Source organism: Mycolicibacterium madagascariense (genome assembly GCF_010729665.1).
Classification (GTDB): Bacteria; Actinomycetota; Actinomycetes; order Mycobacteriales; family Mycobacteriaceae; genus Mycobacterium; species Mycobacterium madagascariense.
Genome location: NZ_AP022610.1, coordinates 3980060 through 3993805, shown reverse-complemented (window position 1 = coordinate 3993805; position 13746 = coordinate 3980060). Strand labels below are relative to the sequence as shown.

Genomic DNA, 13746 nt, shown 5'->3' with positions numbered 1-13746 from the left:
AAAGGCAATACCCAAAGCATGGCTGAGTTCATCTACACGATGAAGAAGGTCCGCAAGGCGCACGGTGACAAGGTCATCCTGGACGACGTCACGCTGAACTTCCTCCCCGGGGCCAAGATCGGCGTGGTCGGTCCGAACGGCGCCGGCAAGTCGAGCGTCTTGAAGATCATGGCTGGCTTGGACAAGGCCAACAACGGTGACGCCTTCCTCGCGAACGGCGCCACGGTCGGCATCCTGATGCAGGAGCCCCAACTCGACGAGGCGAAGACCGTTCGCCAGAACGTCGAGGAGGGCGTGCCCGCCAAGGCCAAGCTCAATCGCTACAACGAGGTGGCCGAGCTCATGGCCACCGACTACAGCGACGAGCTGATGGAGGAGATGGGCAAGCTGCAGGAGGAGCTGGACGCCGCCGACGCGTGGGATCTGGACTCCAAGCTGGAGCAGGCGATGGACGCGCTGCGCTGCCCGCCACCCGACGAGCCGGTCACCCACCTGTCCGGTGGCGAGAAGCGTCGGGTCGCGCTGTGCAAGCTGCTGCTGTCGGAGCCCGACCTGTTGCTGCTCGACGAACCCACCAACCACCTGGACGCCGAGAGCGTGCTGTGGCTGGAGCGCCACCTCGCCGACTACAAGGGTGCGATCCTCGCCGTCACCCACGACCGGTACTTCCTGGACAACGTCGCCGAGTGGATCCTCGAACTCGACCGCGGCCGCGCGTACCCGTACGAGGGCAACTACTCGACGTACCTGGAGAAGAAGGCCGAGCGCTTGGCCGTCCAGGGCCGCAAGGACCAGAAGCTGCAGAAGCGGTTGACCGAGGAACTCGCGTGGGTCCGGTCGGGCGCCAAGGCCAGGCAGGCCAAGAACAAGGCCCGCCTCGGACGCTACGAGGAGATGGTCGCCGAGGCGGAGAAGACGCGCAAGCTCGACTTCGAGGAGATCCAGATTCCGACCGGCCCGCGGCTGGGCAACCAGGTCGTCGACGTCTCCAACCTCGACAAGGGCTTCGACGGCCGCATCCTGATCAAGGACCTGTCCTTCACGCTGCCCCGCAACGGGATCGTCGGGGTGATCGGTCCCAACGGCGTCGGCAAGACGACGCTGTTCAAGACGATCGTCGGACTGGAGCAGCCCGACAGCGGCATCGTCAAGGTCGGCGAGACCGTCAAGCTCAGCTACGTCGACCAGAACCGCGGCGGCATCGACCCCAAGAAGAACGTGTGGGAGGTCGTCTCCGACGGGTTGGACTACATCGAGGTCGGGCAGAACGAAGTGCCGTCCCGGGCCTACGTCTCGGCGTTCGGCTTCAAGGGTCCCGATCAGCAGAAGCCGGCCGGCGTGTTGTCCGGTGGCGAGCGCAACCGTCTGAACCTGGCGCTCACCCTCAAGGAGGGTGGCAACCTGATCCTGCTCGACGAGCCCACCAACGACCTGGACGTGGAGACGCTCAGCTCGCTGGAGAACGCGCTGCAGCAGTTCCCCGGGTGCGCGGTGGTCATCTCTCACGACCGGTGGTTCCTGGACCGCACGTGCACCCACATCCTGGCGTGGGAGGGCGACGACGACAACGAGGCCAAGTGGTTCTGGTTCGAGGGCAACTTCGGCGGCTACGAGGAGAACAAGCTCGAGCGGCTGGGTGCGGACGCCGCCCGGCCGCACCGCGTCACTCACCGCAGGCTCACTCGCGACTGATCCGCCGGAGGTGAGCCGGAGCACCCCCGGGGGCAACTAGTGTCACATCGGCGTGCCAGCGTGGGGACGCGGATGTGAGTCAGGAGCGATCGGCATGACGACGGCGAATCCTGGGTTTCCAGGCCCGCAGCGCGACCACGGACACACCAAGACGGCGGTGCTGGACACCGGACCCGCCGGGGACCTGGCCAGGGCGTATCTCGCCACCCACCAGGGCCCGCATGGCGACGCCGCCGCCGCCGACACCTCGATCACGATGCCGCTGGACCTCTCGGGTCGGGCGGTTCCGCCCGAACTGCTCGAGGCGCACGCGGAGGTCGGACGCCGGCGATCCACCGGCGATACCAAGGTGCAGGTCTACGCGGCCGACGACGCCAGCGGCATCGGCCCCGCCATCCAGATCGTGACCGATCAGAGCGCGATGCTGATGGACACCGTCACGGTGCTGCTGCACCGGCTCGGCGTCGCGTACACCGCGATCATGAACCCGGTGTTCCGGGTTCGCCGGAATCCGGCGGGAGAGTTGCTCGACGTCCATCCCTCGTCGGACCCCGAGGCGCCCGTCGACGGGGTCGACGAAGCGTGGATCCACGTGGAGCTCGCACCCTCTGCGGACGACGCGGCCGTCGCCGAGGCCGCAGCCCTGCTGCCGAACGTCCTCGCCGACGCCCGTCAGGTCGCCCTCGACGACGCGGCGTTGAACGCGTCGCTCGTGGTCTTGGCCAGCACGATGGACTCCGACCGCGACGGGCACTTCCCGTCCTACGACCGCAGGGACGCCGCGGCACTGCTGCGCTGGCTGGCCGACGGGCACTTCGTGCTCCTCGGCTATCAGCGCTGCACGGTCGACGACGGCGTGGCTACGGTCGACCCCACCAGCCGGCTTGGCGTGCTCCGCCTGCGCACCGACGTCTTTCCGCCGCTTACCTCGCCCGACGATCTGCTGGTGCTGGCCCAGGCGACCATGCCGAGCTACCTGCGCTACGGCGCGCATCCGCACATCGTCGTGGTCCGCCAGACGCTGCCGGGTCAGACCGCTGCCGTCGAGCATCGGTTCGTCGGCCTCTTCACGGTCGCGGCGTCGAACGCCAATGTCCTAGAGATCCCGCTCATCTCGCGTCGGGTCCACGAGGCGTTGGCGCTGTCGCACGGCGACAACAGCCACCCCGGCCAGCTCACCCTCGACATCATCCAGACGATTCCGCGTTCGGAACTGTTCTCCCTCACGGCCAGGCAACTGCTCGACATGGCCACCGCGGTCGTCGATCTCGGCTCCCGTCGCCGGGCCCTGCTGTTCCTGCGCACCGATCAGCTGTCGCACTACGTGTCGTGCCTGGTCTACCTGCCCCGCGACCGGTACACGACCGTCGTCCGGCTCGAGATGCAGGACATCCTGGTCCGCGAACTCCACGGCGAGAGCATCGAGTACACCGCGCGCGTCAGTGAATCACCTTGGGCGGTCGTGCACTTCACGGTTCGGCTGCCGGCGGGCACCCCGGCCAGCGACGTGGACACGTCGCTGGAGAACGAGGACCGGATTCAGAACCTGCTGACCGAGGCCGCGCGCACCTGGGGTGACCGGTTGATGGGGGCGGTGCGGACCGGTGCGATCAGCCGCGCGAACGCCGAGCACTACTCGGTGGCGTTTCCCGAGGTCTACCGCCAGGCGTTCTCGCCGCACGACGCGATCGGTGACATCGCGATCATCGAAGAGCTGCACGATGATTCGGTCAAACTGGTGTACGCCGACGGTGGCGAAGGACAACCCGCCAACCTCACGTGGTACCTCGCGGGCCGCTCGGCGTCGTTGAGCGTGCTGCTTCCGATGCTGCAGTGCATGGGCGTCGTGGTGCTGGAGGAACGTCCGTTCTCGGTGACGAGGGCCGACGGCGTGCCGGTCTGGATCTACCAGTTCAAGATCTCGACGCACCACTCCATCCGCGAGGAGCAGGACGCCGTCGAGCGGGAGGCCACCGCGATGCGGTTCGCCGACGCCGTCACCGCGATCTGGCACGGTCGCGTCGAGATCGACCGCTTCAACGAGCTGGTCCTGCGCGCCGGTCTCACCTGGCAGCAGGTCACCGTGCTGCGGAGCTACGCAAAGTACTTGCGGCAGGCTGGTTTTCCGTACAGCCAGTCCCACATCGAGACGGTCGTCAACGACAACGCCGGAACGGCACGGGCGCTGGTCGAGCTGTTCGAGGCGCTCTTCGATCCCGGCGACTCCGAGGCCGGGACCGACAGGAAGGGCGATGCCTCGGCGGCGGCGACCGTGGTCGCACAGGACATCGACGCCCTCGTCAGCCTCGACACCGACCGGGTGCTGCGGGCATTCGCGTCGATGATTCAGGCGACGCTGCGCACCAACTACTTCGTCACCAGCCCCGGGTCGGCGCGCAGCCAGGACGTGTTGTCGATCAAGATGAATCCGGGCCTGATCGACGAATTGCCCTTGCCGCGACCGAAGTTCGAGATCTTCGTCTACTCGCCGCGCGTCGAGGGCGTGCACCTGCGGTTCGGTTTCGTCGCCCGCGGGGGCCTGCGGTGGTCGGATCGCCGCGAGGACTTCCGCACCGAGATCCTGGGCCTGGTCAAGGCGCAGGCGGTGAAGAACGCCGTCATCGTGCCCGTGGGTGCGAAGGGTGGCTTCGTCCCGAAGAACCCGCCCGTTCCTACCGGCGACGCCGCCGCCGACCGGGACGCGCAGCGCGCCGAGGGCGTCGCCTGCTACCGCTTGTTCATCTCCGGGCTGCTCGACGTGACCGACAACGTCGACACGACGACCGGCGTCGTCACGCCTCCCGACGGGGTGGTCCGGCGCGACGGCGACGACGCCTACCTGGTGGTCGCCGCGGACAAGGGCACCGCGACGTTCTCCGACATCGCCAACGACGTCGCCAAGTCCTACGGCTTCTGGCTCGGCGACGCGTTCGCCTCCGGTGGATCGGTCGGTTATGACCACAAGGCGATGGGCATCACTGCCAAGGGCGCCTGGGAATCGGTGCGGCGGCACTTCCGCGAGATGGGCGTCGACACGCAGACCGAGGACTTCACCGTCGTCGGCGTCGGCGACATGAGCGGTGACGTGTTCGGCAATGGGATGTTGCTGTCCAAGCACATTCGGCTCATCGCGGCCTTCGACCACCGCCACGTGTTCCTCGACCCCAACCCCGACGCGGCGGCGTCGTGGGCCGAACGCGACCGCATGTTCGCGCTGCCCCGGTCCAGTTGGGACGACTACGACCGGAGCCTGATCAGCGAGGGCGGCGGCGTCTACAGCCGCGAGCACAAGTCGATCCCGATCAGCCCGCAGGTGCGCGCCGCGCTCGGACTCGTCGACGACGTCGAGGAGATGACGCCCCCGGCGCTGATGAAGGCGATTCTGCAGGCCCCGGTCGACCTGTTCTGGAACGGCGGCATCGGCACCTACGTCAAGGCCGAGACCGAGTCCGACGCCGACGTCGGCGACCGTGCCAACGACCCGGTGCGCGTGAACGGAAATCAGTTGCGCGCCAAGGTGATCGGCGAGGGCGGCAACCTCGGTGTGACGCAGCGCGGTCGCATCGAGTTCGAGCTCAACGGCGGCCACGTCAACACCGACGCGCTGGACAACTCCGCGGGCGTCGACTGCTCGGACCACGAGGTGAACATCAAGATCCTCGTCGACTCCCTCGTCACGGGCGGTCAGGTGAGCGTCGAGGAGCGCACGCCGCTGCTGATGTCGATGACCGACGAGGTCGGCTCACTTGTGTTGGACGACAACGCCGCGCAGAACGATCTGATGGGTACCAGCCGCGCGAACGCCGCCGGGTTGCTGACGGTGCACGCCCGTCAGATCAAGGGCCTCGTCGCCGAGCGCGGCCTCAACCGCGAACTGGAGGCGCTGCCCACCGACAAGGAGATTCGCCGACGCACCGAACTGGGGCTGGGACTGACCTCGCCGGAGCTCTCCACCCTGATGGCGTACGTGAAGCTGGCGCTCAAGGACGAGCTGCTGGCCAGCGAGGTGCCCGATCAGGAGGTGTTCGCCGCGCGGCTGCCCGAGTACTTCCCCCACCAGCTGCGCGATCGCTTCGGCGCCGAGATTCGCACGCACCAGCTGCGCCGCGAGATCGTCACCACGATGCTGGTGAACGACCTGGTCGACACCGCGGGCATCACCTACGCGTACCGGGTCTGCGAAGACGTCGGCGTCGGACCCGTGGACGCGGTGCGCGCCTACGTCGCCACCGACGAGATCTTCCGGGTCGGCGACGTCTGGCGCCAGATCCGCGCGGCGGGTGAGGCGGGCGCGCCCGTCGCGGTGACCGATCGCATGACCCTGGACCTGCGCCGGCTGATCGACCGGGCGGCCAGGTGGCTGCTGAACTACCGGCCCCAGCCGCTGGCCGTCGGCGCCGAGGTCAATCGGTTCGCCGCCACGGTGGCCGAGCTGACGCCGCGGATGTCGGAGTGGCTGCGGGGCGACGACCGCGCCATCGTGGCGAAGGACTCTGGTGAGTTCGCCGCCCAGGGCGTCTCGGAGGACCTGGCGATGATGGTCGCCACCGGGCTGTACCAGTTCAGCCTGCTCGACGTCATCGACATCTCCGACATCGTCGAGCGCGACGTCGTGGAGGTGGCCGACGCCTACTTCACGCTGATGGATCACCTCGGCGTCGACAGTCTCCTGACGGCGATCTCCCGGCTGCCGCGCGACGATCGCTGGCATTCGTTGGCGCGGTTGGCGATTCGCGACGACATCTACGGCTCGCTGCGGTCGCTGACCTTCGACGTGCTCGCCGTAGGAGAGCCGGACGAGACCGGGGAGCAGAAGATCGAGGAGTGGGAGCTGTCGAACAGTTCGCGGCTGGCCCGCGCTCGTCGCACGCTGGCCGAGATCTACGAGGACGGCGACAAGGATCTGGCGACGCTGTCGGTGGCGGCGCGTCAGCTCAGGAGCATGACGCGGACCAGCGGGACGGGAACGACGGGGTGACCGAACGGTTCACGACCCCGGTGCCGGTGCGCTGGTCGGACATCGACATGTACCAGCACGTCAACCACGGCACCATGGTGACGATCCTCGAAGAGGCACGCGTGCCGTTCCTCACCGAGCCGTTCGCCAACGACTTCGACACGATCGGGCTGTTGATCGCCGAGGTGCGCGTGATCTACAAGGGCCAGTTGCGGCTCGCGGATTCGCCTCTGCAGGTGACCATTTGGGTGAATCGGCTGCGTGCGGTCGACTTCACGCTGGGCTACGAGGTGCGGTCCGCCTTGGCCGACCCCGACTCCAAGCCGGCGGTGATCGGGGAGTCGCAGCTGGCGGCGTTCCACATCGCCGATCAGCGGCTGGTCCGGTTGGCGCCGCACCACCGGGAGTACCTCCAGCGGTACCAGCGATGAGCGCTTGCGCGAAGAGCAGAAGTTGGCGATGAGCGCGTGAGCACCGGCGAGCGCGGTCTGTGGCTCGACGATGCCGCACATCGGGAGGATCTGGCGACGTTCGTCGAGCGCGCGATGCGCCTCGACGACACCGGCGTCATCCGGCTGCGCGCTCGGGGTGAACGCCAGGTCGTGGCATGGCTGGCAACGGGTTTCGACGTTCTGGCCAGTCGCGTCGTCGGCGGTCGCATCACGCCCGCGGACATGTCGGTGGGCGCCGACGCACTCGCGGCGGCCCTACCGGCGATGGACCGGACGGGTTACGTGGACCCCGGTTTCGCGATGGATTCGGCGTGGCGCGGCATGCTGCCGCCCGAGACGGGCTTCACCCACCTCGACGACGTGCCCGCCCGGGTGGTGCTCGATCTCGCGCAGCGCGGGGTGGCGCTGGCCAAGGAGTACGGCAGTGCACACGGGCCGCCCGCCTCGCTTCTGGATCAGGAGGTCGTCGCAGTCAGCGCGGGCGACGTCAGTGTCGGCATCCCGATGCGATGCGTATTCGCCTTGACCGCAATGGGTTTCCTGCCGCAGGCCAAGACCGTGGACCAGTTCGCGCCCGAGTCCGTGACGCCCGACGAGGTGGTCCGGGTCAGGGTGCTGCCGACCTGGCTGCGTGTCGACGCACGATTCGGCACCGTGTACCGCCGGCGCGGTGACCCCGCGGTCGTGCTGCGTTAACGCACCCACGCCGCCGTCTGCGGGGGCAGTTGCCCGTCGTCGAGGGCGGCACTCGCGATCAGCAGGTCGCCCGGAGGGAGCGCGGTCGGTGTGGTCCCGGTGTTGACCACGCACGTGACCCCGTCGGTGCCCCGGAAGCTCAGCACGTGGGGTGGTGCCTCGAGGAATTCCACGCCTGGGCCGAAAGACCCTCGGCCGTGGCGCAATTCGATGGCCCGCCGGAAGAGCGCCAGTGTCGAGTCGGGATCGCGCTCCTGCGCGGCGACCGTGAGATCGGTCCACTCGGTGGGCATCGGCAGCCACACGTCGTGGGAGGTCGAGAAGTCGAACGGGGGAGCGGCACCGGCCCACGGCAGTGGCACGCGGCAGCCATCGCGCCCACGCTCGGAGTACCCGGAGCGCTCCCACACGGGGTCCTGCAGGACGTCGTCGGGCAGCTCGACGTTGGGCAGCCCGAGTTCCTCGCCGTTGTAGACGAACACCGCGCCGGGCAGCGCCAGCAGCACCAGCGCCATGGCTCTGGCCTTCGCCAGGCCGTCGGGCCCTCCTCCGTAGCGGGTGACTTCGCGCTCCACGTCGTGATTGGACAGTGTCCACGTCGCGGGCGATCCCGCCAGCTCGGCGGCGGCGAGCGAATTCTCGATGGCTTCCTTGATCTCGGTGGCGTCGAAGTCGGCCCGCACCAGGCGGAAGTTGAACCCGAGGTGCAACTCGTCGGGCCGCAGGTACTTCGCGAAGTCGGCGTTGTCGAAGACCCAGATCTCGCCGATCGTCACGGCCTCGGGGAAGTCGTCGAGCACCGAGCGGATGCCGCGGTGGATGTCGTGCACGGCGTCGTTGTTGAAGCGGGGGTCGTCGTCGCTGTTGCGCAGCAGGGCATTGCCGGTGAGGGACATGTCGGGCAGGCCCGGCGGTTTGGCCATCCCGTGCGCGACGTCGATGCGGAAACCGTCGACCCCGCGCTCCAACCAGAACCGCAGCGTCTTCTCGAGGTCGTCGAAGACTTCGGGGTTCTCCCAGTTCAGGTCGGGCTGTTCCGGGTCGAACAGGTGGAGGTAGTACTGGCCGGGGCTGCCGTCGGGCTCGACCACCCGGGTCCAGGCCGGGCCGCCGAAGATGGACGGCCAGTTGTTCGGCGGATGGATGCCGCCGGGTCCGGTGCCGTCTCGAAAGAGGTACCGCTGGCGTTGTGCGCTGCCGGGACCCGCCGCCAGCGCCGCCTGGAACCACGGGTGCTGCGAGCTGGTGTGGTTGGGGACCAGATCCATCGTGACCTTGATGCCCACGGCGTGGGCGGCCTCGACCAGGCGGTCCAGGGCGCCCAGCCCGCCGAACAGGGGGTCGACGTCACGGGGATCGGCGACGTCGTAGCCGTGGTCGGCCATCGGCGAGACCGTCACCGGATTCAGCCAGATCGCGTCGACGCCGAGGTTGCTCAGGTGGTCGAGGTGCTCGACGACGCCATCGAGGTCACCGACGCCGTCGCCGTTGCCGTCGCGAAACGACCGCGGATAGACCTGGTAGAAGACGGCGTCCGACCACCACGGGGAGACGGGGGAGTTGGTCACGCTCACCCATCATGCCGGAATTCAGAACGGCGAGTTGACCATCGACTGCGCGGCCATCTCGAGGTAATTGATGAGGACCTCGCGGTGGGCGTCGTCGAGGGTTGCCGAGTCGATCTCCGCCACGGCGATGTGCATGTTGCGCAGCCAGGCGTCGCGCTCCAGGAAGCCGATCCGAAACGGCGCGTGGCGCATCCGCAGCCGCGGATGCCCGCGCTGATCGGAGTAGGTCCGTGGACCACCCCAGTACTGCTCGAGGAACATCCGCAGCCGCTCCTCGGCGGCGTCGAGTTCGTCCTCGGGATAGAGCGGCCGCAGGATCTCGTCTTCGCGGACCAGTTGGTAGAACGTCGACACGATGGTCCGGAACGTCTCGGCGCCGCCGACTTCGTCGTAGAACGACCGGGGTTGCTCCGTCACGGGCCCCATTGTTCTCCGGTGCGCTCCGGCGGGGCCACCGGGGCGGGGCTTCGGCACCCGCGGGCGGCCCGCGTCATCTGATGTTCATCGGAGCGACCAGCGGACTCGCCCGGAATTGTCGTGCGATCGTCGGCGATCCGTGGTGCACTGTGTCTCGGAGGACACATGTCGCAGCGAAGGAGGAGCCGCGGACATCTGACCGCGGCCAGTTCGACCGGCTCAACGGTGCTTGCTGCGCAGACCCTGCCGCTCGCCGGCCTCGAGCCCCGCCCACCGGTTGCCGACGGCAGCGTCTGGGGCCGCCGCCGGGTGCTCCTCCTGAACTCCACCTACGAACCGCTGGCTGCGCTGCCCGCGCGGCGGGCGGTGGTGATGCTGCTGTGCGGCAAGGCCGACGTCGTGCACGCCGACCCCAGCGGACCGGTCATCCACTCCGCGACGCGCGCGATCGTGCTGCCGTCGGTGATCCGGCTGCGCTCCTTCGTGCGGGTGCCGTACCGGGCCCGGGTACCGATGACCCGGGCCGCCCTGATGCACCGCGACCGGTTCCGCTGCGCGTACTGCGGGGCCAAGGCCGACACCGTCGACCACGTGGTGCCGCGCAGCCGCGGGGGCGGTCACACCTGGGAGAATTGCGTTGCCGCGTGCGCCAATTGCAATCACCGCAAGGCCGATAGGCTCCTCGCCGAGTTGGGCTGGACGCTGCGGTCGACGCCCCTCCCGCCGAAGGGGCAGCATTGGCGGCTGCTGTCCTCGATCAAGGAGCTCGACCCGGCCTGGGTGCGCTATCTGGGCGAGGGTGCGGCCTGACCGGGCCGTTGGCTCCGCACACCGGCGCTCGTCGAGACCATTGCTGATACGGTTTGCGGCGTGAGCATCGCACTTACTCATTCGCTCCTCGGCGGGGTGCCGCTGCTGTTGACCCTGGTGCTGGCCGTGCTGATCTTCCGGCGCAGGGGCCCGCACCCCAAGACGTACCAGATGACCGAGGAGTGGACGCACGCGCCGATCCTCTGGGCATCCGACGAGCCGGCCGATCACGGACACGGTGCGCATCTGACGGTGGGAGGTGGCGCAAGTGGCCGCTGGTAGCGATCATCCGACCGAGGTAGCCAAGGCCTCTGCGGAAGCGCTGCCCTACGGCTATGCGTACACCGCGAGCGGCCGGATCTCGGCGGTAACCGAGCCCGGCGAGCTGTCGGTGCACTACCCCTTCCCCGTCAAGGACCTCGTCGTGCTCGACGACGCGCTGAAGTACGGCTCGCGCGCCGCCAAGGCACGGTTCGCGGTGTATCTGGGGGACCTGGGAGCCGACACCGCCGCGACGGCGCGCGACATCCTGGCCAAGGTGCCGACCCCCGACAACGCGGTGCTGCTCGCGGTCTCGCCGAATCAGCGGGCGATCGAGGTGGTCTACGGCTCGGAGGTCAAGGGCCGCGGCATCGAGGAGGCCGCGCCACTGGGCGTGTCGGCGGCTGCCGCGTCGTTCCAGGAGGGCAACCTCATGGACGGTCTGATCAGCGCCGTTCGCGTGCTCAGCGCGGGAGTCTCACCCCGCTAGCCGGCCCGTTCGGGCGCGCAGAATTGCCGCGCCGTGCCCCCGTCGTCCCCTCATAGACTCGACGCCGAGGGTGTGACGACGGGGAGGGGCTAGCCAACGTGAGTGCACTCGATTGCTTCCTGGCGACGTGGTCGGCGGCCCGGGACACCTTCGGGCGCGGTATGCCACTGGAGGGCGCCGAGTTCGACGACGGCCTCCGCTTGCGCCAGCTGCAGGCCGAGATCGGCGACGCCCGGCCGGGCTCCCAATGGACGGGATCGGCGGCCACGTCCTATGACTCGGCGAACCAGCGGCAGCGCGGTGTGCTCGGCGAGACGGCCGCGCTCGATCGACGGCTGCGTTCGGAGGTCGAACGTGCGGCGGCGGTGGTCACGGCCGGCCGCCGGGAACTCGACTCGGTACGGCAGTGGGTGGTCAGCGCGGCGTCCCACCTGCCGTCGACACCGCAGGGCGAACGGGCGCTGTACACGATCATCAGCAAGGGCTCCGGTGAGGTCGTCGACATCGTCCAGAAGTCCAACGGCGATCTCGATGCCATCGCGGGTCGGTTGCGCGGCATCGGCGGCGAGTACCGGTCACTCGGTACCCGCGCCAAGGAGGGGCAGGGCCCCGACGGGGTGGGCGCCGACGCCGCCGCCAACGACCAGGCGCTCAGAGCCCGCCGTGACGTCGACGGGGCGCTCAAGGGCGACGAGGCCGCCCAGCAGCGCGTGCGTCTGGTCCTCGATACCGTTGCCGCAGAACAGCTTCGGGGCAGCAGGCCGCTGACGCCGGAACAGTCGGCGTACCTCAGTCAGATGCAGGCGCAGCAGAAGCTGCGCAACGTCGACCAGCTGGCCGAAGCGGCCACGGCCGGTGCCGCCGACATCATGGCCACCTCGTGGCACCTGATGAGCAATCCCAGACTCGAGTTCCCCAAGACGGAGTCGATCGACGGCGCCCTCCAGGGCAGCGCGACCGTCAGGGGCGGCTTCGCTGCGCTGCCCGACGGTATCAGGGCCACCCTCGCGGCCCCCGGCATCGAGCACAGCGCGCAGGTGAAGACGATCGCCGACATCGCACTCGCCGGCGGTCGCACCGTGCAGACCGACACCGACTTCGACCGCGGCCTGATGCACAAGACCGCGGCCATGCTGGACGCACCCAAGTGGCGGCAGGGCGACGTGCCGCAACCGACCGCAAGGGGGATGATTCCCGTCGGGCATCGCCATGCCCAGTTCGACGCGGCCGCCACCTCCGCCCTTCAGGTCGTGTCCGGCGACCACCAGGTCGTTCACGACGCGATCACCGGAACGACCCACGCGGACAACGACGTTCGGCACCAGTTCGACGTCGACTCGCAGCATCTGCTGCACGATCTGACCCACGAGGAGTGGGACGACCGCGGCGCTGCGGCGGGAGCCCTGTTCGAGTGGACCGGCCGCGTAGCCGGTGGACCCGAGGCGGCGTTGGCCGCGTCGACCGCGCACGCCTACGGGACGTACCTGGGCAACGCGTCGAACGACCTCATGCACCTCACCGATGCCAGCGTCACGGGGCTCGACGGGGTGCACACCGCCGGTGAGGTCAATCCGCATCTAATGCATAGCGCGGCCATCGGGCTGGTGCCCTACGTCGACGAGTTCGCCGGCAACGAATGCGTCGACGGCTGCACGGGCACCAAGGGCGACGGCTCGCTACCGGTCGCCAAGGGCTTGTTCACCGTGCTCAACGGCGACGAGAACACCGCGAAGGCCTGGAACGCCGAGGTCTATCGCCGGGCGCTGCTGCACGAGACCGCGTTCGCCTCGAACCCCTCCAATTCTGGTACCGACGTCCACATTCGAGCGTCGGCCACGCTGCGGGGACTGATCGATTCGTCGACCCATCGGGCCTTCGAGGTCTTCGACGAGAACCAGCGCGAGATGGCCACGACGGAGTGGGAGTGGAAGAAGCAGGCCTACGACCTGAGCCTCAACCTCCTGAGTACCGCGGGCAGCGAACTGCTGGGGGAATACGGGCCCCTCGCGGGTCCCCTCGTCGCCGTCGTCGGCTCAGCGCTGGAGGACTACGTGGTGGGAGAGCCGCCCGGACCAGCGTCGACCAGCGTCGTCGAACCGATGTCGCCGCAGGCCGCCGGCGAGCACCTCCTGCAGGGCGTGATCGCCGCGGGTCACGCCGACGTGCTGCCGGACGCGGTGAAGGTGGACGGCCGCGTCGTCGGGCCGCCGGGTGCCCACGCCGTGATCGACGGCGGCCGGATCGTCAGACCCGAGGGTGTCGCCCCGGCGCAATACCAAGAGGCCGTCGGGAAGGCCCTGGCCACCGTGCTAGGTCCGGCCGAGGGTGGCTACGGCGCGGTGTCGGGACTGATCGACCAGTACAACTCCGTCGTCGCGAACTCCGGATCCCAGGGGTGACGCG

At 68.8% G+C, this 13746-nt stretch carries 10 protein-coding genes; 8 read left to right on the top strand and 2 right to left on the bottom strand.

Annotated elements, in window-relative coordinates; all coding sequences use genetic code 11:
* Positions 1–18: 18 nt before the first annotated feature.
* The 4 genes from ettA (at position 19) to G6N60_RS18820 (ending at position 7797) form a co-directional block, all read left to right on the top strand.
* A complete protein-coding gene (gene ettA / locus G6N60_RS18835) occupies positions 19–1692 on the top strand; it encodes an energy-dependent translational throttle protein EttA (RefSeq protein ID WP_163740093.1) in 1674 nt (557 codons plus the stop codon).
* 94 nt (positions 1693–1786) lie between these two features.
* A complete protein-coding gene (locus G6N60_RS18830) occupies positions 1787–6670 on the top strand; it encodes an NAD-glutamate dehydrogenase (protein WP_163740091.1) in 4884 nt (1627 codons plus the stop codon).
* Positions 6667–7080, top strand: coding sequence for an acyl-CoA thioesterase (locus G6N60_RS18825; RefSeq protein ID WP_163740089.1), 414 nt, complete (start codon positions 6667–6669; stop codon positions 7078–7080). Before G6N60_RS18830 ends, G6N60_RS18825 begins: the two co-directional genes overlap by 4 nt.
* Before the next feature lie 36 nt (positions 7081–7116).
* Positions 7117–7797 carry a DUF8010 domain-containing protein gene (locus tag G6N60_RS18820; RefSeq protein ID WP_163740086.1) on the top strand — a complete coding sequence of 227 codons (681 nt, stop codon included), beginning with the start codon at positions 7117–7119 and terminating at the stop codon, positions 7795–7797.
* On the opposite strand, the gene G6N60_RS18815 is transcribed toward G6N60_RS18820, so the two are convergent.
* Together G6N60_RS18815 and G6N60_RS18810 are read right to left on the bottom strand one after the other, a co-directional pair.
* Complete coding sequence (locus G6N60_RS18815) at positions 7794–9365, bottom strand: glycoside hydrolase family 13 protein (RefSeq protein ID WP_246240841.1); 1572 nt, start codon at positions 9363–9365, stop codon at positions 7794–7796. The genes G6N60_RS18820 and G6N60_RS18815 overlap by 4 nt on opposite strands.
* A gap of 21 nt (positions 9366–9386) precedes the next feature.
* Entirely contained in the window at positions 9387–9791 is a 405-nt protein-coding gene (locus tag G6N60_RS18810; RefSeq protein WP_179969712.1) for a globin, read from the bottom strand.
* A 156-nt stretch (positions 9792–9947) separates the two neighbouring features.
* Here G6N60_RS18810 and G6N60_RS18805 point away from each other — a divergent pair, with 156 nt between their 5' ends.
* The 4 genes from G6N60_RS18805 (at position 9948) to G6N60_RS18790 (ending at position 13742) form a co-directional block, all read left to right on the top strand.
* Positions 9948–10592, top strand: a complete 645-nt coding sequence (locus G6N60_RS18805) for an HNH endonuclease (RefSeq protein WP_163740081.1) — start codon at positions 9948–9950, stop codon at positions 10590–10592.
* A gap of 60 nt (positions 10593–10652) precedes the next feature.
* A complete protein-coding gene (ctaJ, locus tag G6N60_RS18800; protein WP_163740079.1) occupies positions 10653–10874 on the top strand; it encodes an aa3-type cytochrome oxidase subunit CtaJ in 222 nt (73 codons plus the stop codon).
* Positions 10861–11343 (top strand): DUF5130 domain-containing protein, encoded by a 483-nt coding sequence (locus G6N60_RS18795; RefSeq protein ID WP_163740077.1) that lies wholly within the window; start codon positions 10861–10863, stop codon positions 11341–11343. The genes ctaJ and G6N60_RS18795 overlap by 14 nt, the downstream gene beginning before the upstream one ends.
* Positions 11344–11441: 98 nt before the next feature.
* Positions 11442–13742, top strand: coding sequence for a TPR repeat domain-containing protein (locus G6N60_RS18790; protein ID WP_163740075.1), 2301 nt, complete (start codon positions 11442–11444; stop codon positions 13740–13742).
* Positions 13743–13746: the final 4 nt, after the last annotated feature.